The sequence below is a fragment of the Pediococcus claussenii ATCC BAA-344 genome (assembly GCF_000237995.1).
Classification (GTDB): domain Bacteria; phylum Bacillota; class Bacilli; order Lactobacillales; family Lactobacillaceae; genus Pediococcus; species Pediococcus claussenii.
Window position 1 is genome coordinate 551772 of the sequence record NC_016605.1, and the last position, 20868, is coordinate 572639.

19 protein-coding genes are annotated in these 20868 nt (G+C 38.5%); 12 read left to right on the plus strand and 7 right to left on the minus strand.

The features are described 5' to 3' along the window. Window positions 1-55: 55 nt before the first annotated feature. From rpoN to smpB, 10 genes are all read left to right on the plus strand, one after another. Window positions 56-1381 (plus strand): RNA polymerase factor sigma-54, encoded by a 1326-nt coding sequence (gene rpoN, locus PECL_RS02605; protein WP_014215043.1) that lies wholly within the window; start codon window positions 56-58, stop codon window positions 1379-1381. 163 nt (window positions 1382-1544) lie between these two features. Then, window positions 1545-2573 (plus strand): sugar-binding transcriptional regulator, encoded by a 1029-nt coding sequence (locus tag PECL_RS02610; protein WP_014215044.1) that lies wholly within the window; start codon window positions 1545-1547, stop codon window positions 2571-2573. Window positions 2574-2638: 65 nt separating this feature from the next. Continuing rightward, window positions 2639-3661, plus strand: coding sequence for a type I glyceraldehyde-3-phosphate dehydrogenase (gene gap, locus PECL_RS02615; RefSeq protein WP_014215045.1), 1023 nt, complete (start codon window positions 2639-2641; stop codon window positions 3659-3661). Window positions 3662-3779: 118 nt separating this feature from the next. Then, on the plus strand, window positions 3780-4982 hold the full coding sequence (locus PECL_RS02620; protein WP_014215046.1) for a phosphoglycerate kinase: 1203 nt from the start codon (window positions 3780-3782) through the stop codon (window positions 4980-4982). Window positions 4983-5063: 81 nt separating this feature from the next. After that, window positions 5064-5819, plus strand: coding sequence for a triose-phosphate isomerase (gene tpiA / locus PECL_RS02625; protein ID WP_014215047.1), 756 nt, complete (start codon window positions 5064-5066; stop codon window positions 5817-5819). 65 nt (window positions 5820-5884) lie between these two features. Beyond that, window positions 5885-7207, plus strand: a complete 1323-nt coding sequence (gene eno / locus PECL_RS02630) for a phosphopyruvate hydratase (RefSeq protein WP_014215048.1) — start codon at window positions 5885-5887, stop codon at window positions 7205-7207. A 126-nt stretch (window positions 7208-7333) separates the two neighbouring features. Further along, window positions 7334-7951 (plus strand): hypothetical protein, encoded by a 618-nt coding sequence (locus tag PECL_RS02635; protein ID WP_014215049.1) that lies wholly within the window; start codon window positions 7334-7336, stop codon window positions 7949-7951. Between the two features lie 85 nt (window positions 7952-8036). Continuing rightward, the gene (secG, locus tag PECL_RS02640) at window positions 8037-8273 is read left to right on the plus strand and encodes a preprotein translocase subunit SecG (RefSeq protein ID WP_014215050.1); all 237 of its coding nucleotides are present in this window, start codon (window positions 8037-8039) and stop codon (window positions 8271-8273) included. 69 nt (window positions 8274-8342) lie between these two features. Then, window positions 8343-10706 carry a ribonuclease R gene (rnr, locus tag PECL_RS02645; protein WP_014215051.1) on the plus strand — a complete coding sequence of 788 codons (2364 nt, stop codon included), beginning with the start codon at window positions 8343-8345 and terminating at the stop codon, window positions 10704-10706. A gap of 20 nt (window positions 10707-10726) precedes the next feature. Next, window positions 10727-11200 carry an SsrA-binding protein SmpB gene (gene smpB / locus PECL_RS02650; protein ID WP_014215052.1) on the plus strand — a complete coding sequence of 158 codons (474 nt, stop codon included), beginning with the start codon at window positions 10727-10729 and terminating at the stop codon, window positions 11198-11200. 52 nt (window positions 11201-11252) lie between these two features. On the opposite strand, the gene PECL_RS02655 is transcribed toward smpB, so the two are convergent. Genes PECL_RS02655 through gnd form a run of 3 tightly spaced genes read right to left on the minus strand, consistent with a single transcriptional unit; the run spans window position 11253 to window position 15047 of the window. Beyond that, on the minus strand, window positions 11253-12608 hold the full coding sequence (locus PECL_RS02655) for a gluconate:H+ symporter (protein ID WP_014215053.1): 1356 nt from the start codon (window positions 12606-12608) through the stop codon (window positions 11253-11255). Window position 12609: 1 nt separating this feature from the next. Beyond that, window positions 12610-14145: a gluconokinase gene (locus PECL_RS02660; protein ID WP_014215054.1), complete on the minus strand. Its 1536-nt coding sequence runs from the start codon at window positions 14143-14145 to the stop codon at window positions 12610-12612. A gap of 5 nt (window positions 14146-14150) precedes the next feature. Next, window positions 14151-15047, minus strand: coding sequence for a phosphogluconate dehydrogenase (NAD(+)-dependent, decarboxylating) (gene gnd, locus PECL_RS02665; protein ID WP_014215055.1), 897 nt, complete (start codon window positions 15045-15047; stop codon window positions 14151-14153). Between the two features lie 113 nt (window positions 15048-15160). On the opposite strand from gnd, the gene PECL_RS02670 reads away from it, so the two are divergent. Beyond that, a complete protein-coding gene (locus PECL_RS02670) occupies window positions 15161-16009 on the plus strand; it encodes a MurR/RpiR family transcriptional regulator (protein WP_014215056.1) in 849 nt (282 codons plus the stop codon). Window positions 16010-16140: 131 nt separating this feature from the next. Here PECL_RS02670 and PECL_RS02675 read toward each other — a convergent pair whose 3' ends face one another. From PECL_RS02675 to PECL_RS02690, 4 genes are all read right to left on the minus strand, one after another. Further along, entirely contained in the window at window positions 16141-17568 is a 1428-nt protein-coding gene (locus PECL_RS02675; RefSeq protein ID WP_041534572.1) for an APC family permease, read from the minus strand. Between the two features lie 482 nt (window positions 17569-18050). Continuing rightward, window positions 18051-18614 carry a GNAT family N-acetyltransferase gene (locus PECL_RS02680; protein ID WP_014215058.1) on the minus strand — a complete coding sequence of 188 codons (564 nt, stop codon included), beginning with the start codon at window positions 18612-18614 and terminating at the stop codon, window positions 18051-18053. A gap of 2 nt (window positions 18615-18616) precedes the next feature. After that, entirely contained in the window at window positions 18617-19171 is a 555-nt protein-coding gene (locus PECL_RS02685) for an LURP-one-related/scramblase family protein (RefSeq protein ID WP_014215059.1), read from the minus strand. Window positions 19172-19190: 19 nt separating this feature from the next. Continuing rightward, a complete protein-coding gene (locus PECL_RS02690; RefSeq protein WP_014215060.1) occupies window positions 19191-20063 on the minus strand; it encodes a Cof-type HAD-IIB family hydrolase in 873 nt (290 codons plus the stop codon). Window positions 20064-20174: 111 nt separating this feature from the next. Between PECL_RS02690 and PECL_RS02695 the strand changes: the two genes are divergently transcribed. Next, complete coding sequence (locus PECL_RS02695; protein ID WP_014215061.1) at window positions 20175-20864, plus strand: uracil-DNA glycosylase; 690 nt, start codon at window positions 20175-20177, stop codon at window positions 20862-20864. The last annotated feature ends 4 nt before the right edge of the window (window positions 20865-20868 follow it).

Here is a 20868-nt window from a genome sequence, read left to right on the forward strand (position 1 = left end):
CAATAGAAATTTTACATTAGAGTAGTTTAAATAACAAGTGGTAATGGTGATTAAAATGGCAATGAAACAAGGAATTTCACAAAAACAACAACAAAAGCAGATTCAACGACTTGCAATGACTCAAACATTGCAGCAATCAATCCAAATGTTGCAATACAATGTAGAGGAGTTACAAGAATTCTTACAGCAAAAAGAATTAGAAAATCCGCTTATCAGTGTTGAGGTGAGTGATCAAACTAATGAATTTAGAAGTTCGTCGGTATTAAATAGTGAGGCTCATGATGCGTTAATCGAGCAGGCTGCAGGTTCTTCAACACAGTCCTTATTTGACTATTTACTCGATCAAGTTCATCTAACTATGAGAAATACACCACTGCGCCGGTTAGTCCAGTTCTTATTGGACTATGTTGATGAGAATGGTTATCTTCAAATTTCAAATGAGGACGTTATTGAAAAGACTGGTGCCTCACTTGTTTCGGTTAATGATGCCGTAACTTTATTACAGCAACTAGATCCACCTGGTGTTGGAGCTAGAGATTTAAGGGAATCATTGATGTTACAAACTGAAAATGATGAAGGATCACCAAGGATGGCCTATTTGGTTTTAGAAGAGAACTTTGATGAACTGGTTAATCGCGAATGGGATAAAATTGCAAAGAGCTACGATATGTTACTGACGGATGTCCAAGAAGTTTTTGATTATGTTAGAACATTAACACCCAAACCTGGAGCTGCATTTAGTTCACATGAATCTGCTTATGTTATACCTGATTTAATTTTGTTTGAAGATGAGGATGGTTCTTTGCGCTTGCAAACAACAAAGGCGGCACATCCAAAAGTAGAGTTTCAAAGTGCATACTTCAGTCAATTGGAGTCGGAGAATAACCAAGAAGTTGTGGAATATATTAGCGAAAAAAAAAGCGAATATGAATGGATTGCAAAAAGTCTGAATCAACGTGAGGAAACAATTTTACGTGTGGGGAAAATAATTACCAGTGTACAACTAGATTATTTTAAAACTAAGTCGAAGGAGTTAAAGCCACTTTTATTAAGAGACGTTGCAAATAAGTTACATTTACACGAGTCTACAATTTCTCGCGCAGTTAACGGTAAGTACATAGCTACGCCGATTGGGACTTTTGAACTCAAAAAATTCTTTAGTAATGCTGTAAGCAATGAAAATAACGAGCTCTCCTCTGATGCTGTAAAACAGAGAATCGCTCGTTTGATAGAAGAAGAGGATAAAGCTAAACCAATTTCTGATGCAAAAATCGGGAAAATTCTTGAAGAGAATAACATCAAAATCTCAAGAAGAACAGTGGCTAAATACCGTGAAAGTCTTGATATTCCATCGTCCTCGAAAAGGAAAAGATTTGAGTGAGTGCAACGTTTGCAAAATAAATACGGACTTGTTATAATCATCTTTGTAAGTGAGGTATGCAACAAAAGTTAATGCTTGAGTTTGTATGCCATTTATTTTCAAGTTGTTGGGTCGTTTTATGGCACACGTGGGCAATTGGCGTCCCAGTCAGGAGAGCTGGATCATGAGTAATCAACTAGAGCTACTTGAGTCGATTGTTCCGGAGATGGTTGACGGTTTTCTACGTCGGTATGACATTTTACGGGCGATTGCCCCTTTGGAGCCAGTTGGACGTCGTGTTTTGGCGGATCGGGTCCATTTAAGTGAACGAGTGCTACGAACCGAAACTGATACGCTGCGATCACAAGGATTAATTATTAGCTCACAAACTGGCATGTCATTGACCGAAGATGGTCGAAAAGTTGAAGAAGGACTAGAAGGTCTTGCTAATCAACTTTGGGGCCTAAAAAGTCGGGAAGACCAGTTGGCTTCTAAGCTGGGCATTGAACAATGTATAATTGTGCGAGGTAATAGTGACCGGCAGTGGGGTGTTACACAACAACTTGGATTTTCTCTGAATGAGGCGCTTGCAAAATGTTGCCGGAAGGGTAATAATACTATAGTGGTTATGGGTGGTTCAACAATGGCTGCTGTAGCCGCAGGTTTAACAACTGCTTTATCACGTGGACGTGGATTATTATTTGTCCCGGGACGTGGTGGAATGGGTGAATCAGTAAGACGACAGGCTAATTCAGTGGCTGCTACGATGGCTTCACAAACTGGTGGCCAGAGTCGTTCACTGTATATTCCAGAGCAGTTGAGTGAAGATACATATCATCCTTTGTTGAATGAGCCAAGTGTTAAAGCAGTAATGGATTTAATTGCTCGTGCGCAGGTGGCCATTCATGGTATTGGACGGGCGGATGATATGGCACGACGTCGTGAGATAGACGAAAAAACGCAAAGCTTGTTGCACGAAGCACATGCGATTGGCGAGGCTTTCGGATGTTTTTATGATAAAGATGGTAAGGTGGTTTACCGAGTGCCACGCCTTGGATTACAGCTTGAGGATGCCAAACATTTCAATCATGTAGTTGCAATTGCCAGTGGCTCAGATAAGGCTGAGGCAATTGACGCCTACATGAAGATTGCACCTAAACAAACGGTATTAATTACTGATGAGGGTGCTGCAAACTTGATTTTAAAAAAGTAGAGTCTTGTGATTTTACTTTTTAAAATAAATTATTTTTTAGATTCCTAAAGGAGGAAATCTTAGTTATGACTGTAAAGATTGGTATTAATGGTTTTGGACGCATCGGTCGTTTAGCTTTCCGTCGTATTTTTGAATTAGGCGCAAAGTCAAACGAAATCGAAGTTGTTGCTATCAACGATTTGACAAGCCCAGCATTGTTGGCACACTTGCTCAAATATGATTCAACACATGGTACTTTCCCTGCTGAGGTTAGTGCAACTGACGATTCAATCGTTGTTGACGGTAAGAAATACCGTGTTTATGCTGAACCAAAGGCACAAGATATTCCTTGGGTTAAGAATGACGGTGTTGACTTTGTACTTGAATGTACAGGTTTCTACACATCAAAAGAAAAATCACAAGCTCATTTGGACGCTGGCGCAAAACGCGTATTGATCTCAGCTCCTGCTGGTAGTGATCTTAAGACTGTTGTTTACAACGTAAACGATGATGTTTTAACTTCAGATGATCGTATCGTTTCTGCTGGTTCATGTACAACAAACTGTTTAGCACCAATGGCTTACTTCTTGAACAAAGAATTTGGTGTTAAGATTGCTACTATGACAACTGTTCATGCTTACACAAGTACTCAAATGTTACTTGATGGACCTGTTCGTGGTGGTAACTTCCGTGCTGCTCGTGCTGCTGCTGCTAATACAATTCCTCATACAACTGGTGCTGCTAAGGCTATCGGTCTTGTAATTCCTGAATTAAATGGTAAGCTTCAAGGACATGCACAACGTGTTGCTGTTGTTGATGGTTCATTGACAGAACTTGTTTCTATCTTGGACAAGAAAGTTACAGCTGACGAAGTAAACGAAGCTATCAAGAAGCATACTGAAGGTAACGAATCATTCGGTTGGAACGAAGACGAAATCGTATCAAGTGATATTATTGGTACAACTTATGGTTCAATCTTTGACCCAACACAAACAGAAGTTACTACAGCTGGCGACCAACAATTAGTTAAAACTGTTGCTTGGTACGACAACGAATACGGCTTTACTAGCCAAATGGTACGTACTTTATTGAAATTTGCTACTCTTTAAGATTAATTCTTAAATACTTGTAGATTTCAAACCGTCTAACGGTTTAAAAGACGGAGGGAGGTCGACTTCCTCCGTCTTTTTTAGTAAAAATGACTATATAATATAGGAGGCTATCAACGTGGCTAAGTTAACTGTTTCTGATTTAGATGTTAATGATAAAAAAGTTCTTATGCGTGTGGACTTTAATGTCCCTGTAAAAGATGGTGTAATTGGCGATGACAACCGTATTGTGGCTGCTCTTCCAACTATCAAATACATCATTGAAAATAATGGAAAGGCAATCTTGTTCTCTCATCTTGGTCGTATCAAGACTGAAGAAGACAAAAAAGCTTTGACACTTCGTCCTGTTGCACAACGTCTTTCTGACTTACTTGACAAGCCAGTTACGTTTGTACCAGTAACTCGTGGACAACAACTTGAAGATGCAGTTTCAAAAATGAAAGACGGCGACGTACTTTTATTTGAAAACACTCGTTTTGAAGATCTTGATGGTAAGAAGGAAAGTGGAAACGATCCTGAATTAGGTCAATATTGGGCATCTCTTGGCGATATGTTCGTTAATGATGCATTTGGTACTGCTCACCGTGCTCATGCTTCAAATGTCGGCGTTGCTGAAGCAATGAAGGCTGCTGGCAAACCAGTTGCTGCTGGTTACTTGATGGAAAAAGAAATCAAGTTTTTGGGTGAAGCTGTTGATGATCCAAAGCATCCATTTGTTGCAATTCTTGGTGGAGCAAAAGTTTCTGACAAGATTGGTGTAATCGATCACTTACTTGATAAAGCTGATAAAGTTATTATTGGTGGTGGTATGACATATACTTTCTACGCTGCTAAGGGAATGACAATCGGTAACTCACTTGTTGAAAAAGATAAGATCGACGTTGCTAAAGAAATCCTTGCAAAGGGTGGCGATAAAATCGTTCTCCCTGTTGACAGTGTAATTGCTGAAAAATTTGATAACGATGTTCCTAACAAAGTTGTTGAAGGCGATATTCCTGATGGTTACATGGCTCTTGACATTGGACCTAAATCAATTGCTGAATTCGAAGATGTTTTGAAGGATGCTAAGACTGTTGTATGGAATGGACCAATGGGTGTATTTGAAATGAGTAACTATGCTAAGGGAACTCTTGAAATTGGTAAGTTCCTTGGTACATTATCAGATGCTACAACAATTGTTGGTGGTGGTGATTCAACTGCTGCTGTTAAGCAATTGGGCGTTGGCGATCAGTTGACACATATTTCAACTGGTGGTGGTGCATCACTTGAATACCTTGAAGGTAAAGAATTACCTGGTATTGCTGCTATTTCAAACAAATAATTAAACCAATACCCAAGGCTGGCTTTTAGTCAGCCTTGTCGTATTACATAAGCATTTTATTAAGGAAAGGATGTTATTATTTTGCGTACTCCAATTATTGCTGGAAACTGGAAAATGAACAAAAACCCTGAAGAAACACAGGCTTTCTTAGAAGCTATCAAGGGTAAGTTACCGGATGCTAACGTCGTTGAATCTGTAATTGCAGCCCCTGCAATTGATTTAAACGCTTTGGTTTGGTTCTCTAAAGACGAAAACTTAAAGACTGCTGCTGAAAACAGTTACTTTGAAGATGAAGGTGCTTTTACTGGTGAAACTAGTCCTAAAGCTCTTTCAGAAATGGGTGTTGATTACGTTGTGATTGGACATTCAGAACGTCGTCAATATTTCCATGAAACTGACGAAGATATTAACAAGAAGGCTAAGGCTATTTTTCGTAACAACATGACTCCAATCGTGTGCTGTGGCGAAACTTTGGAACAACGTGAAGCTGGCGAAACAAATGATTTTGTCGCTGGTCAAATCACGAATGCTTTAAAGGATCTTTCTGCAGACCAAGTTGCTTCACTTGTAATTGCCTACGAACCAATTTGGGCAATCGGTACTGGTAAAACAGCTACAAGTGACCAAGCACAAGAAGTATGTCACGTAGTTCGTGAAACAGTTGCAAAACTTTACAACGACGAAGTTGCTGGTAAGGTTCGTATTCAATATGGTGGTAGTGTTAAGCCTGCTAACATTGTTGAATTAATGGGCAAGGAAGACATTGATGGTGGACTTGTTGGTGGTGCATCACTTGATCCAGAATCATTCCTTCAATTAGTTAACTATAAGGGTTAATTTAATAGCTCGTTTGTAATATAATATAACTGCGTAAGCAGATTAATAGTTAAGGAGAATTTAAAATGTCACTTATTACAGATATTTATGGACGTCAAGTCCTTGATTCACGTGGTAACCCAACTGTTGAAGTTGAAGTATATACTGAAGACGGTGGTTTTGGTCGTGGAATTGTTCCTTCAGGTGCTTCAACAGGTGAACATGAAGCTGTTGAACTTCGTGATGGCGACAAATCAAAATTCGGTGGAAAAGGTGTAGAAAAGGCTGTTGCTAATGTTAATGGCCCTATTGCTAAAGAAATCGTTGGTTTTGAAGTAACTGACCAAGTTGCTATTGATAAAGCTATGATTAAGTTAGATGGTACAGAAAACAAAGGTAAATTGGGTGCAAACGCAATCCTTGGTGTTTCACTTGCTGTTGCACGTGCTGCTGCTGATGAGTTACAAGTACCTCTTTACAACTACCTTGGTGGTTTTAACGCTCATGTTCTTCCAACACCAATGATGAATGTTATCAATGGTGGAGCACATTCAACTAACAAAGTTGATTTCCAAGAATTCATGATCATGCCTGTAGGTGCTGATTCTGTTACTGAAGCTATCCGTATGGGTTCAGAAACTTTCCATGCGCTTCAAGCATTGCTTTCAGCTGATGGTAAGGCAACTTCTGTTGGTGATGAAGGTGGATTTGCTCCTGACTTCGCTAACAATGAGGAACCTCTTCAATATCTTATCAAAGCTATTGAAAAAGCAGGTTACAAACCAGGTAAAGACGTTGCTATTGCAGTTGACGTTGCTGCTTCAGAACTTTGGGATGATGAAAACAAGAAGTACAAGTTGCGTTGGTCAACTGGTGAAGAGTTTGATACTCCTAGCTTCGTTAAATACCTTGAAGGTTTAGCTGACAAGTACCCAATCATTTCTATCGAAGATCCAATTGATGAAAATAATTGGGACGACTGGGTATCAATCACAAATGAACTTGGTAAGAAAGTTCAACTTGTTGGTGACGATTTCTTCGTTACAAACACGGACTACCTTGCTAAGGGAATTAAGATGGGTGCTGCTAACTCAATCCTTATCAAAGTTAACCAAATTGGTACTTTAACAGAAACTGTTGAAGCTATTGAAATGGCTAAAGAAGCTGGTTACACAGCTATCGTATCTCACCGCTCAGGTGAAACAGAAGATACAACAATTGCTGACTTGGTTGTTGCTACAAACGCTGGCCAAATCAAGACTGGTTCTATGAGTCGTACAGACCGTATTGCTAAGTACAACCAATTAATGCGTATTGAAGATCAACTTGGCGAAGTTGCAGAATACAAGGGTATTCACTCATTCTACAATCTTAGCGAAGATGCTCGTAACAGTGTAATTAACAAATAATTATTATTTGTAATTTGAAAGTCGAATCTTATTGATTCGACTTTTTTTGTTGATTTAAATTGACACAAACTATTTAACGTATTAATATATATTTGTAAACGAAAGCGTTAAATAGAGGGTGATATAATGCATGATGTTGATACAGGAATTTTTAATACACAAAATCCAGTTATTTTTTCAATTACAAAAGTTAATTATCAAAGATATATGACACGCGCTCAGATTAAGGTTAACGATATGTCATTTCCTGAAAATGATGTTCGTCCTAAGTTGCTTATTGAAGGAGCAATAAAATTGGGAAGAATGGTTCAACGTGGTGGAATGAATAACGGACAAGTTAACTTTAATGCAGATAATTTTACATTAGCAGATGATGCGGGTGAAGGATTAGCCGAGTATAAATATACTGATGTTGATTGGATTCAAGTTGGAGCTGTAATTTCAGAGGAGTTGAGTGGTTATCCTTTTGGATATTTATGGATGTTAATTACAGTTAAAGCAGGTGACGGGGAATTTCACATATTGAATTCTGATTTTAAAGTGTTGGATCAGTTGTTGCCACTTTGGAAAGATAAGCAAATAGTAGTTGAAGATCCACTAAGTGTAGTTCAAGAATGGCAGAATTATAACGAAAACGTTGATACTTTTAAAAAGTATTTTACAAATAAATATGAAAATCTACGTAAAAATACAAATTATCCAGTTGTAATTAAAGGAGAAAACCCAGTTTGGGGAGAAGACTAATCTTTACTGAATCATAGTGGCATTTATAGCCAAAATATGGTAAATTATAAAGTATGTAATACTACCGCACGAAGGAGATTATCCTATGTATTCAACGTTGATGACAGCTTTATTAATTCTTTCAGTAATTATTATCATTGCTGTTTTGATGCAACCTTCAAAGAATGAGAGTTCTCTAGCTTCACTTTCAGGTGGTGCTAGCGAATTGTTTAGTCAACAAAAAGCCCGTGGCTTTGAGGCTTTTATGCAAAAAGTTACAGCTATTTTGCTTGTGTTGTTCTTTGTAGTTGCAATCGCTATGGTATATGTATCAGCACATTAGAGAGAATATTCTGAAAAAGCGGGGCAAATTGACTTTGTCTCGCTTTATTTTATATAAATGGAGTAAACAATGGAAAGTAATAAACTACAAGCATCGATTTTAAACTTTTTACAAAAGTTTCCAAAGCGTTCGTTTACGGCTGAAGAAATTTTTAAGGGATTAGAATTGGAAGGTGCTAGCGTTTTTAATTTATTAGTAAAAGAACTAGCAAAAATGGAGCGTTCTGAGAAAGTCGCTATCACTAGGGAGGACAAGTTTAAGTTGGCAACGCCAAAGAATCAGTTGCTAGTTGAAGGAGTCTTTCATGGTAATGATCGTGGATTTGGCTTTGTATCGGTTGAAGATGATGATATTGACGATATCTACATCAATGAGGATCATACCGCTTACGCCTTAAATAACGATATCGTTGAAGCTAAGATCATTCGTCCATCAAAGAAGGGTGACGATCGTGGACCTGAAGGAATTGTCAAAAAAATTGTCGAGCGTAACTTTACGCAGGCAGTAGGTACTTTTGAATATGCACCTGAACCAGATAAAAACGTTTTGGGGCATATTGCGATTCGCGACAAAAAACTTTCAAGTTATCAGTTTGACGTCTTAGATGGTGGAATTCATCCTGAAAATGGAGCTGTAATAACTGTTAGTGTTACCCAATATCCTAAACCTAATTCACCTAAATTAATTGCGGGTATTGCAGTGGAAACAATCGGGTATAAAGACGATCCTGGGGTCGATATTTTACAGATTATTTACCAACACGATGTTCCAGTTGATTTTCCCGAAGATGTTTTGGAAGAAATCAAAGATATTCCGGATTATGTTACGGAAGATGAAAAAGTTGGCCGCGTTGATTTAACTGATGAAGTTTTGGTTACAATTGATGGTGATGATTCCAAAGATTTTGATGACGCTGTTGCGGTTACAAAACTTGATAATGGTAATTATCGTTTATTAGTTAGCATTGCGGACGTTTCACATTATGTTAAAGAGGGATCGCCACTGGATAAAGAAGCCTATCGTCGTAGTACGAGTGTATATCTGACTGATCGGGTTGTTCCAATGTTACCACGCAAGTTATCAAATGGAATTTGTTCTTTAAATCCTGATGTCGAACGTCTTTCAATGACCAGTGAAATGGAAATAAATCCAGAAGGTAAAACTGTTAAACACCGAATTTACCCGAGCGTTATGCGGTCACATGCTCGCTTAACATATAATAATGTGAATAAAATCTTAGAGTCGGACGACGAAAAGACACGTGAACGTTATGCAGATCTAGTTCCAATGTTAGAATTGATGGCAGAACTTCATAAGATTCTTTTAAAGAAGCGTAAACATCGTGGGGCTATTGAGTTTGATGATAATGAGGCTCAAATCATCGTTGACGAAACTGGTCATCCAACTGATATTAAGATTAGAGTACGTGGAACTTCCGAACGAATGATTGAATCATTTATGTTGGAAGCAAATGAAACAGTTGCGGAACATTATTATTCTGAGCATGTTCCTTTCTTATATCGTGTGCATGAAACTCCAGATGGAGAAAGAATGTTGTCATTTTTTGAATTTTTGACAAATTTTGGTCATGTTGTAAAGGGAAGCCCTAAGGATTTAAAGCCCAAAATGCTGCAAGGAGTTTTGAAGCAGGTTGCTGGTACACCGGAAGAAGCAATGATTTCGGTAATGATGTTACGAAGTATGAAACAAGCCAAGTATGATGCACAATCGCTAGGACATTTTGGATTAGCTGCTAAGTATTATACTCATTTCACTTCGCCGATTCGACGTTATCCTGATTTATTTGTTCATCGGTTGATTCGCCATTATCGTGATGATGGAATATCAGAGGAATCTCAAAGTAAGTATATTGCGGTACTGCCTGAAATTGCTGAACATACCTCTAAACTAGAAAGACGAGCTGTTGATACTGAACGTGATGTTGACGCCATGAAGAAGGCTGAATTTATGGGTGATCATGTTGGCGAACAATTCCATGCGGTTGTTAGCTCTGTAATGAAGTTTGGTTTATTCGTTGAACTGGAAAACACAGTTGAAGGGCTAATCCATATTAGTACCATGAAAGATGACTATTATGAATACGTTGAAAGTCAATTGGCACTGGTGGGGCGTAATACTCGAAGAACGTTCCAGATTGGGCAAGAGATTGATATTCAATTAATGCGGGTTGATAAAGATCAAGCAGAGGTAGACTTTGAGTTACTTCACCCTGAAAATACTCCAACCAGTGATATTCAATTACCACCACGTCAACAACGACCACGTAATGGTGGTAACAGAGGGAATCATAGTAATGGGAATCGTAATTTTAATAAAAACAATGGTTCCAAAAATGGTAATCATAAACCATTTTATAAAGATAAGAATTTAAAGAATAGACAACAAAGTGGGAATTCTAAAGCAACACACTAATCTATTTTTGGAGGTGACTTATGGCCAAAAAGATTAAAGCCAAAGACGACTCTCTGGCACAAAATAAAAAGGCGCGTCATGATTATGCTATTTCAGATACGGTTGAAGCGGGTATTGCATTAACTGGAACTGAGATTAAGTCGGTTAGGGAGCGTAGAATTACGCTACGTGACGGATTTGTTCAAGTTAGAAATGACGAAGCATATTTGATGAATGTTAACATTAGCGAATATGCTGAGGGTAATCAGTTTAATCATGATCCATTGCGAAATCGAAAGCTACTTTTGCATAAAAAGCAGATATTAGCGTTAGAAGAACAAACTAAGAATAAGGGAATTACAATTGTCCCCTTGAAGGTTTATTTAAAAAAAGGTTTTGCAAAGGTTTTGATTGGAGTAGCCAAAGGTAAGCGTGAATACGATAAACGACAGGATATCAAGAAACGCGATCAACAAAGAGAAATTGAGCGGACTCTGAGAAGACGGGCTAAATAATGTGAAAAATAAAAAAGATCCAGAGCATATAATCAGCTCTGGATCTTTTTTATTAGTGAAATACCATATTAAGCATTAATACACCTACAAGTCCACAGAATGCGATGATCGTTTCAAGAACTGTCCAGGTTAGTAATGTTTGCTTAATAGATAGGTTGAAGTATTCTTTAAACATCCAAAAGCCTGCATCATTTACATGAGAAGCTGCAACACTTCCAGAACCAATTGCAATAACCATTAAGGCAGGATCGACTCCGGTTTGAGTCATTAGTGGAGCAACTAACCCTGCTGCAGTTAACGCGGCCACTGTGGCCGAGCCAAGGGATACACGTAGTAGTACAGCTACTAACCATCCGAGTAGGAGGGGGGAAATACTACTTCCAACAAACATTTTAGCAACGGCAGCACCCACACCACCATCGATTAATATTTGTTTAAAAGCACCACCACCACCAATGATTAGCAAAAGCATAGCGATGGAACGGACAGCTTCTTCAATTGTTTCAGTAATTTGTGCATTATTTTTATGCTGATGAGCGCCCATTGCCCAAAGTGCAAACAATAGTGAAATTAGCATTGCGATACCAGGCGAACCAATCAATTGAACAATTTGGTCAACTATATCTGGATGTTTTGGAGTAACCCCCTTGTTGATAACCAGTTCATAAACTGTGGTGATTGTCATAAGGATTACTGGAAACAGGGATGTTAAAACGCTTAGTCCAAAGCTTGGTGCTTCCGAAATATTAAATCGGCGTTGTTTACCAACTTTAGATAAATCAGGTTTGCCTGTGAACGCATCTGGAACAAATTTTTGAGCAACTTTTGAGAAGAGGGGACCAGCTATATAAACCGTTGGAATCGCAATAATTATTCCAAAAAGTAATACATGCCCAACATTAGCACCTAATGTAGTTGCAATTGCAGTTGGTGCTGGATGTGGTGGCAGAAAGCCATGTGTTACCGAGAGGGCAGCACCCATTGGAATACCTAAATAAAGAATTGGAACCTGAGCTTCGATTGCGATAGCGAATACAATTGGAATCAGAAGTACGATTCCAACCTCAAAAAACAATGCAAGACCAATAATGAACGAAGCAATCACAATTGCGATTTGCAGTCTTTTGCGTCCGAAAAAGTCAATTAAGGTAGTTGAAATCGTATAAGCGCCACCGGCATCAGCAACTAAACGACCTAGAATCGCACCAAAACCGAAAACAAGAGCTAATTCTCCGAGCTGTCCGCCAATACCATTTTGAATACTGGTAGCAATCTTTTCTAAGGGCATGCCCAGCCCTATTCCTACTAGTACAGCTGTAAGGATTAGTGCAATATAAGTATTAAATTTGAATTTTATTATTAATAGTAATAGGAAAATAATCCCAATTGTAAGAACGATAAATGGCATTTTAATCCATCTCCTGACTTAGATTCCGTTGGTAATGAGCCAAATCATGGTAGATGGGCTCAAGTTGCTTCCCTACAAGTTCGTATATTTTATTAACCTGTACATATTGTTTATGATTTTCGCTGATAGGTGCATATTCTTTTGTATTACCGATCATGTCATGAACTTTATCAATGCTGTTTATTTCACCATGAGCCTTTAATCCCAGTACAGCAGCAGCAAGACAGGAGCTTTCAAAGCTTTCTGGAATGGTAATCGGAATACCAATTACGTCAGTTAAAATTTGGCGCCAGAGGGTAGAGCGGGCAAAGCCTCCAGTGGCCCTAATCTCGTTTACTTTAGTTGCTGATTCAGTGAGTTTTAATACCTGATTTAGGTTAAGGACGATGCCTTCTAATACCGCGCGGGCAATGTCGGCTCGGGTGTGGGAAGTTGTTAGGCCAATCATTGAACCACGAGCGTCTGTGTTCCAAAGAGGCGCACGTTCACCACTAAAATAAGGATGAAAAATAATTCCATGGGAACCAATTGGAACGTTAGCTGCATCTTTAGTGATACGATCATATGGATCTCGTTTGTTTTGGATTTCTTCGTTGCTTTCATTATCATAAATATAATCACGAACCCAGCGGAACACTTGTCCGCCATTATTAACGGGTCCACCGATGATCCAATGATCTTTTGCAACGTAGTAACAGAATAAACGCCCTTCTGGATCAAGATATGGTTTGTTAGACATAACGCGAACAGCACCAGAGGTTCCGATTGTGATTGCTGCAACTCCTGTTCTATCGGCTCCTACCCCTAAGTTTGAAAGGGCCCCATCACTTGCTCCCATTGTTACAGCAGCATTTTGGTTTAAATTGATCTTTTTGGCTGCTTCAGATGTTAAGTGATCAATGGTGTAATCAGTATCAACTAATTCAGGAAGCTGATCACGGGTGGCCTTTGTCAGGCTGAGAGCCTGATCGTCCCAATCGAATGTATGCAGGTTGAAGTATCCGGTTGCATTTGCAATTGAATATTCCATTTTCATTTCGCCAGTTAAACGGTAAATAATATACTCTTTAATACCAATAATCCAACGAGATTTAACTAACAAATCTGCATTTTCTTCTGATAGCCAAATCAGTTTGGAAAGGGGACTCATCGGATGAATTGGTGTGCCAGTTGCTTCGTAAATTTTTTGACCAAGTTCAGAATTTTTTAGTTTAGTCGCATACTTAACAGCACGATTATCTGCCCATGTAATCACTCGAGTTAATGGTATGTTATTTTCATCTAATAACAACAAGCTGTGCATGGCAGACGAGAAGGAGATTCCAATAATTTGATCCTTATCAACCTCTTCTCCTACAGATTTAATGGTCTTTACAACGGCATTCCAAATTTCCTCAGGATTTTCCTCGGCCATATCTGGTTTGTCATGGTAAAGGGGATATTCAACGTTCGAATATGCAACAACTTTTCCATCAGTACTGTACAATATTGACTTTGTACTAGTTGTGCCTAAATCGGTTCCAATTATATATTTCATAATTTTTACTCCTTATCAGTTGCATGTCCGCCAAAACCATTCCGGAGAGCCGAAACAACTTTTCCAGAAAATGTATCGTTTTCAAGTGATCGGTAACGCATTAAGAGTGCCATGGCAATTACAGGAGTGGCAATCTCCTGATTAAGAGCCTCATCCAAGGTCCAACGACCTTCACCAGAAGAATGCATGGTTCCCTTAATGTTATCAAGGTTTCCGTCTTCTTTAAAAGCATCTTCTGCAAGCTCCATTAGCCAGCTGCGGATAACAGAGCCGTTATTCCACACGCGAGCAACAGCTTCGTTATCGTATTCAAAGGGACTATGTTCCAAAACATCGAACCCTTCTCCAATGGAGGCCATCATGCCGTATTCCACACCGTTATGTACCATTTTTAGATAATGACCACTACCGGCTTTTCCTGTGTATAAGTATCCATTTTTGGCAGCAATTGCCTTGAAAAGAGGTTCGATGATCTTAAATGCTTCTGCATCTCCACCTATCATAAAGTTTCCGTCGTTACGTGCGCCACTCATTCCACCTGAAGTACCGACATCAAAGAAATGAATTCCTTTTTCAGTAAATAGTTCATTATGTTTGATACTATCTTTGTAAAAGGAATTTCCGCCATCAATTATAATATCGTTTTTGGAAAGTTTTTCAGATAATTCGGTTAAAACGCTATCAGTTGGTTTGCCTGATGGTACCATTGCCCAAACAATCTTTTGCTCATCAAGTTGTGATAAAAGGTTGTCCATGTTTGAGGCTGTCATAATGTCTAGATTTTGCGCCTCTTTTAGATTTTTAGAATCCAAATCAAATCCAATAGGCTGATGTTTATTTTCTTTCATGTTTAAAGCCAGATTCATACCCATTTTTCCTAAACCAATTACTCCAACTTTCATATTTAAAATCCCCTTATATCAATTTTGTATCCGCTATCATTATATTAAAATTATTTTCATAATTCAAGAAAATTTGCTAAAATAAGTTTAAGAAATAAAAGAGGTAAAAAATAATGGCCGAAAATGTAAATGTTTCTTCACTAATCAATGCGTATTACTCCCGTTTGAATTTAAAAGAACAGAGTGTGGCAGATCATATTAGACAGGATCCAATTAAGGTAGTTGAGGGCACAATTTCAGATTTAGCAAAGGAAACTGAAGTTTCGCCTGCAACCATTACACGGCTAATCCATCATCTTGATTTTGACAGCTATAGGGATTTCAGAAGTGAGCTAACAAGATTGGTTAACCAAAAGGCTGGTTCTACGATTGATTTTCCTGAGACATTTGAATCAAGTATGCAAGCAGTCGCACGACGAACCTTTGATGAGGCTAGTATTGCATTTGAGCAAACCGTTAATTTATTAAACGAAGAAACGCTTACCGAAATTGTTAATAAGATATCAAATGCTGGTCAAATCGGATTTTATGGTTTGGGTGGTTCTTCTGTAGTAGCTCTTAGTGCGTACCATAAGTTTTTGCGGACGGGAATTCCTTGTCAACATAACATTGATTTTGATATTCAATTAATGCAAGCTTCACAGATGAAGAAGGGTGACGTGGCGATTATTATTTCTCATACTGGACGTAATACGCAGACGGAATTGATTGAAGATGTGCTAGTGGAGCAGGGCGTGACTATTATTGCAATTTCAAGTTTTGCTAATTCACCGATTGCGCAAAAGGCACGTTATAAATTGATTTCTGTCTCTGAGGAAACAAAAATGCGAATTGAAGGAATTACCTCAGAGCTAGTACAAATTGGACTAATTCAATCTTTGTTTTTGATGGTGATGATCCAGGATAATACGGGCATTGAGGGAGTTAGAAGGGTAATCAAACGGACCAGAACAAAGAAATAATTTGGGTAAGAAAAAGTATAAGTGTTATAACCTTTTTAACTTGGGTGCTAAAAAGGATTACGAAAAACTATACCCCAGAAGTTAGTATTTTACTTTAACTTCTGGGGTATACATTAAACTTCCATATTTTTTTAATTATCATTTTGCCACCGCGCAATTAACGGTAGTATCCAGCCTAGGGCGAGCATGATTGCCGGAGTAATGATGTTAAGAATTAGTTCATGCCAGTAGGTTCCACTACCAAACGGTACATCCTGTGGAAAGACACCAAAAGTAGCCGCAATAAATGTAACAGCGAAACACCAGAATCCAACCCAATAAGCAACTTTGTCATTTTTAATGAAGACGTAGGCTGAATTAAATTCACTGGATCTTTTACGGATTTGCATGAAAGCAAAGAAAATCCAGCACGTTACATATGGTGAAACAATTCCGTTTAGGTTAAGTAGCCAGTTGAATATTTCGTTCATGTTTGGTAAGAAAACGCCTAACAATAAAATTCCGGCACTTAAAGCTGAGGTTAATATATAACCGTTGATTGGAATTCCATTTTTATTTATTTTCAGTAGCTGTTTTGGCATAAAATGGGGGCTTGTGTCAGAAACAAGCATTCGCGTCATTGCGTCAAGTAGTAGTGCTAAGAGTGCAAACATGTATAAAAGCTGGGTGATTGTAAAAGCAAAAAGCATGGAATGCCCTAACCCAAGTTGTTGTCCAACAATGTCGAACGCATAATACGAGCCGTTCATTTTTAGATCAACTGGTAAATGATTATGATTGAAGAAGACACCAAGTGAAAACGATCCAAAAATAGTCAAAAAGCCAGCCATTGCGGTCAGTAGAATGATTGATTTAGGAAAGTCACGGCGAGGATTTTTCATCCGAGTTACGTAGGGTGCAACAATCTCTGATCCACTAGTTGCGTATATTAAAAGTCCTAAAGTAGATAAAAAATGTAAATTAAACTTAGGGACAAACATACCAACGTTTAAAGGCGCAGAGGCAATCTTGGCGCCTCCAACTAGGTCAACTGCAGTAAGGATAACAAATAAAACCGTCATTAAAAACATTGCTCCACCGCCGACAATGCTTAGAATTTGAAGTGAATGTCGAAGTCGGGACTGCAATAAGATAAAAACAATAAATACTAGGAACGTAAGAAGGGCAAACATCTGATTTGACATATTTCGTTCCATAGAATTATCACCGTTGATTAGCCATCCAATAGCGACAACAACTGAATTGGCAGTATCAACGACATAGGGGATCGAAGCCACCCAATAGGTCCAAGCGGTGAAAAAGCCAAGAGTTTCGCCGCTAGTTTCACGAATCCAAGTAGTTAAACCGCCACCCTCACTACTAAATGTAGATCCTAGCTGACCGACCATTAAGCCATATGGAATAATATACAAAGAAAACAGGATTATCCAGGACGTGATAACTCCTAAACCTTGATTCTTAAAATTATAAATTATGTCATCAAACCCAATTACATTTACAAATGCCATTAGGGCCAAGACTGGCCAGCTGATATACTGTAAGCTTGTCATTTTTTTCATAATTTTTAGTCCAATCTATTTAAAATTGTGCCAAAAAGTATTATACAGGAATTTAAGTTGAAGAAACAGAGAGTGGAACAAATCGGTAGCTTGTGAGGATGCTTTGTTTAACACAAAGCCAAGATACTCGGACGCTGTCCATTCCTATGGGCGAGGAACGCCGCATAGGAAGTGGCACTAGCTCATCAAATAAGGGTGCTTTGTTTCACAAAGCTTTAATATTCGTACGTTGTCCATTCCTATGGGCGAAGAGCGCCGCATAGGAAGTGGCACTAGCTCATCAAGTAAGGGTGCTTTGTTTCACAAAGCTTTAATATTCGTACGTTGTCCATTCCTATGGGCGAGAAACGCCTCATAGGAAGTGGCAACATAAAAACGGAGCTTTGACGTTTTTGGCCAAGGCTCCGTTCTTAGTTAACCGGAAGAAGTTGATTTGTGGAATTCACTTCAGATTATCCCTATTAATTATAGATGCTAGTAAGTTAAATATTTTTTTGGAGATGCCGGTATTGATGAGTACCAATAGATTGATCTTGCCAATATCTGAAACCATTTCTTTGGTACAGCTTTTCGGCCTGTGGATTCTCGAAATCAACTAATAACCCAAGTTTAGAAACACCACGTTTGTGAGCATAACCATTAAGCGATTGTAATAATTGGGAACCGATTCCCTGATGTTGAGCGTTAGGAGAAACTACGAGTGAATTCAAATACCATTCATCTGCAGACGCTTCAGGCTCATCGAAAACAGTTTGTGGAGCTAAACCAACCTCACTGAAGTGTTGATTAAATTCTTGAAAAAGAATCGCTTCCTCAGTACCGCGATAGCCAAGCGCAGTGCCTAAAATTTGATCGTCCTTTTTTGCTACAATGATGTCGGCAGCATTACCTAAGTAAAGCGAAGAGTTGAAAGTGGCTTCGAATAATTCTAAAACTTTAGAACGATCGTTTTGCAGCAGGATCGGAAGTTCCATATCATCCAGAATGATACTAATTAGCTGGACAACCTCGGGGATATCATTTTTTGTAGCACGAATTATTTGCAAGTCTAATTCTCCTTTGAAATATTGTTATATGAGGTAGTTCCTTGTTCTAAATTCCATGATCGAACAATTCGTGGCTCTTGGACGGGAGGACGTCGCTGAACCCAGCGATCTAGAATTGCTGCCAAACAGATGTAGACAGGAATATAGTGGTCATCGAAAACGTTTAGTTCGATGTAGGGACTACTATTGATTTGAACACGGTTGACTTCAAGTTTGTGCTTAAATCCTTGGCGAACATTGAAATGACAAGTTACAGTATCACCCATAATAATCCATCTTAGATTTTTAACGAACAAAAATCCCTTTATGAAGCCAACTGGGGTTGTGACGGTTCCAATTTCGTTGCCATTTTGAAAAATTTTGAAGGTTGGCGTATTTCCGTCGGTGATTTGTTTGAGCTCAGCTAATAGCGTTCCACCGACATCATAAACGGATAGAGCATCATTTTTAATGCCCCATTTGCCAACTAACATGTATTTTGAGTTATGTTTAGCATCGCGGATTATCGTTGCACCTTTATTTTCAAGGCCCTGACTTTTTAAATAATATCTTTGCATATTGGTAAACCTCTGAAAACTACTGTTTGTTTTGTGCAAGCTGTTCCAAAATTGCCTTTGCAACTCCATTTTCGTTATTTGTGACCGTCAGATGGTTTGTGATTTGTTTGATTTCTGGTGTTGCATTACCCATTGCATAACTAATACCAGCAATTTTAAGCATTGATGCATCGTTAAGATTATCGCCGATGGCCATAACTTGGGACATTGGAATGTTTAATTCGTCAGCATAGTGCTGAAGCGCAATTCCTTTTTGAGCACGAGGACTGTTGATTTCAATGTTGTTTTCAAATGATGAAGAAATTGTAATATCAATCTCAGACTCAATTGCTTCTTTAATTGGTTGAAGTTCTTTTTGACCACCATTTGCAAAAGCAACGATTTTTAAAATCTTTAAACGGTTGTCATCTAAAACTTCTTGGTAATCGTCAACGTAGCGAATGTTGACCAATTCAACTCGTGCAGAGGCCATTGCAACGGCTAATTTATATGGAGTTTCTGGATTAAGGTGTTCTAAAAGCTGTGATAATGTTTCAATTCGTCGAGTACGACTATTAGAAATAACACCTTCATTTGTAGTGATTTCGAAATATAGTCCGGCTCGATTCAGTTTATGCATCATTAAGCGGGTACTAGTACGGGTGATTGGAACCATATCCAATGGTTTACCATCAACATCAAAAATAGCAGCACCATTTAAGGTGATCATTGGAACTTCAATACCATAAGTTTCCACAAGCGGATGAGCTTCTTTATATTCACGACCAGTTGCAACTACAAAATGAACGCCGGCATTTTGGGCTTGTTTAATGGCAGCAGCATTTTCTGGTGAAATTTGCATCTGTTCATTTAAGAGTGTTCCATCCATATCTGAAGCTATAATTGAAATCATAATTGACACATCCCTATTTAGATTTATACATGTCTAATTCTAACATGAATATAGCCCTTTTTTTAGTAAATCGGTTAGAATAGGAATAGCAACTAAAATGGAAGTGATGATTTGAAGAAAATTATTAATAATGACTGGCAAGAAATTTTAGAGCCAGAGTTTGAAAAAGAATATTACAAGCGACTCCATCTTTTTTTAAAACAAGAATATGCGAAGCAAAATATTCACCCTGGAATGTATCAAATTTTTCAGGCTTTTGATTGGACACCATATAATAAAGTAAAAGTTGTTATCTTAGGTCAGGATCCGTACCATGGACCAAATCAAGCACATGGATTAAGCTTTTCAGTTCAACCAGGTGTTGCGGTTCCTCCTTCACTGCAAAACATTTATAAAGAATTGCAAGATGATCTAGGATTTGTTCCTGTGAAGCATGGTTATTTAAAAAAATGGGCTGATCAGGGAGTGTTACTTCTGAATTCTGTTTTGACAGTCCGAGACGGACAAGCTTTTTCACACCAAGGACATGGATGGGAAACATTGACTGATCGCGTAATTGAGTTATTATCTGAACGTGATCAACCGGTGGTGTTTATTTTGTGGGGAAAGGCGGCACGCAATAAAATCAAGTTAATAGATCAAAGTCGTAACGTCATAATTCAGTCGGCTCATCCGAGCCCACTATCAGCTTATAGAGGCTTTTTTGGTTCTAAGCCTTTTTCAAAGACAAATGCAGCACTGGTTGCGATGGGAGAGAAACCAATTGACTGGCAACTGCCAGATAATCCAAATGAGGAGTAACTAA

Coding starts and splice junctions, on each gene's coding strand:
- rpoN (WP_014215043.1), top strand. CDS start 56: ATGGCAATGAAACAAGGAATTTCACAAAAACAACAACAAAAGCAGATT.
- PECL_RS02610 (WP_014215044.1), top strand. CDS start 1,545: ATGAGTAATCAACTAGAGCTACTTGAGTCGATTGTTCCGGAGATGGTT.
- gap (WP_014215045.1), top strand. CDS start 2,639: ATGACTGTAAAGATTGGTATTAATGGTTTTGGACGCATCGGTCGTTTA.
- eno (WP_014215048.1), top strand. CDS start 5,885: ATGTCACTTATTACAGATATTTATGGACGTCAAGTCCTTGATTCACGT.
- PECL_RS02635 (WP_014215049.1), top strand. CDS start 7,334: ATGCATGATGTTGATACAGGAATTTTTAATACACAAAATCCAGTTATT.
- secG (WP_014215050.1), top strand. CDS start 8,037: ATGTATTCAACGTTGATGACAGCTTTATTAATTCTTTCAGTAATTATT.
- rnr (WP_014215051.1), top strand. CDS start 8,343: ATGGAAAGTAATAAACTACAAGCATCGATTTTAAACTTTTTACAAAAG.
- smpB (WP_014215052.1), top strand. CDS start 10,727: ATGGCCAAAAAGATTAAAGCCAAAGACGACTCTCTGGCACAAAATAAA.
- PECL_RS02655 (WP_014215053.1), bottom strand. CDS start 12,608: ATGCCATTTATCGTTCTTACAATTGGGATTATTTTCCTATTACTATTA.
- PECL_RS02660 (WP_014215054.1), bottom strand. CDS start 14,145: ATGAAATATATAATTGGAACCGATTTAGGCACAACTAGTACAAAGTCA.
- gnd (WP_014215055.1), bottom strand. CDS start 15,047: ATGAAAGTTGGAGTAATTGGTTTAGGAAAAATGGGTATGAATCTGGCT.
- PECL_RS02670 (WP_014215056.1), top strand. CDS start 15,161: ATGGCCGAAAATGTAAATGTTTCTTCACTAATCAATGCGTATTACTCC.
- PECL_RS02675 (WP_041534572.1), bottom strand. CDS start 17,568: ATGAAAAAAATGACAAGCTTACAGTATATCAGCTGGCCAGTCTTGGCC.
- PECL_RS02685 (WP_014215059.1), bottom strand. CDS start 19,171: ATGCAAAGATATTATTTAAAAAGTCAGGGCCTTGAAAATAAAGGTGCA.
- PECL_RS02690 (WP_014215060.1), bottom strand. CDS start 20,063: ATGATTTCAATTATAGCTTCAGATATGGATGGAACACTCTTAAATGAA.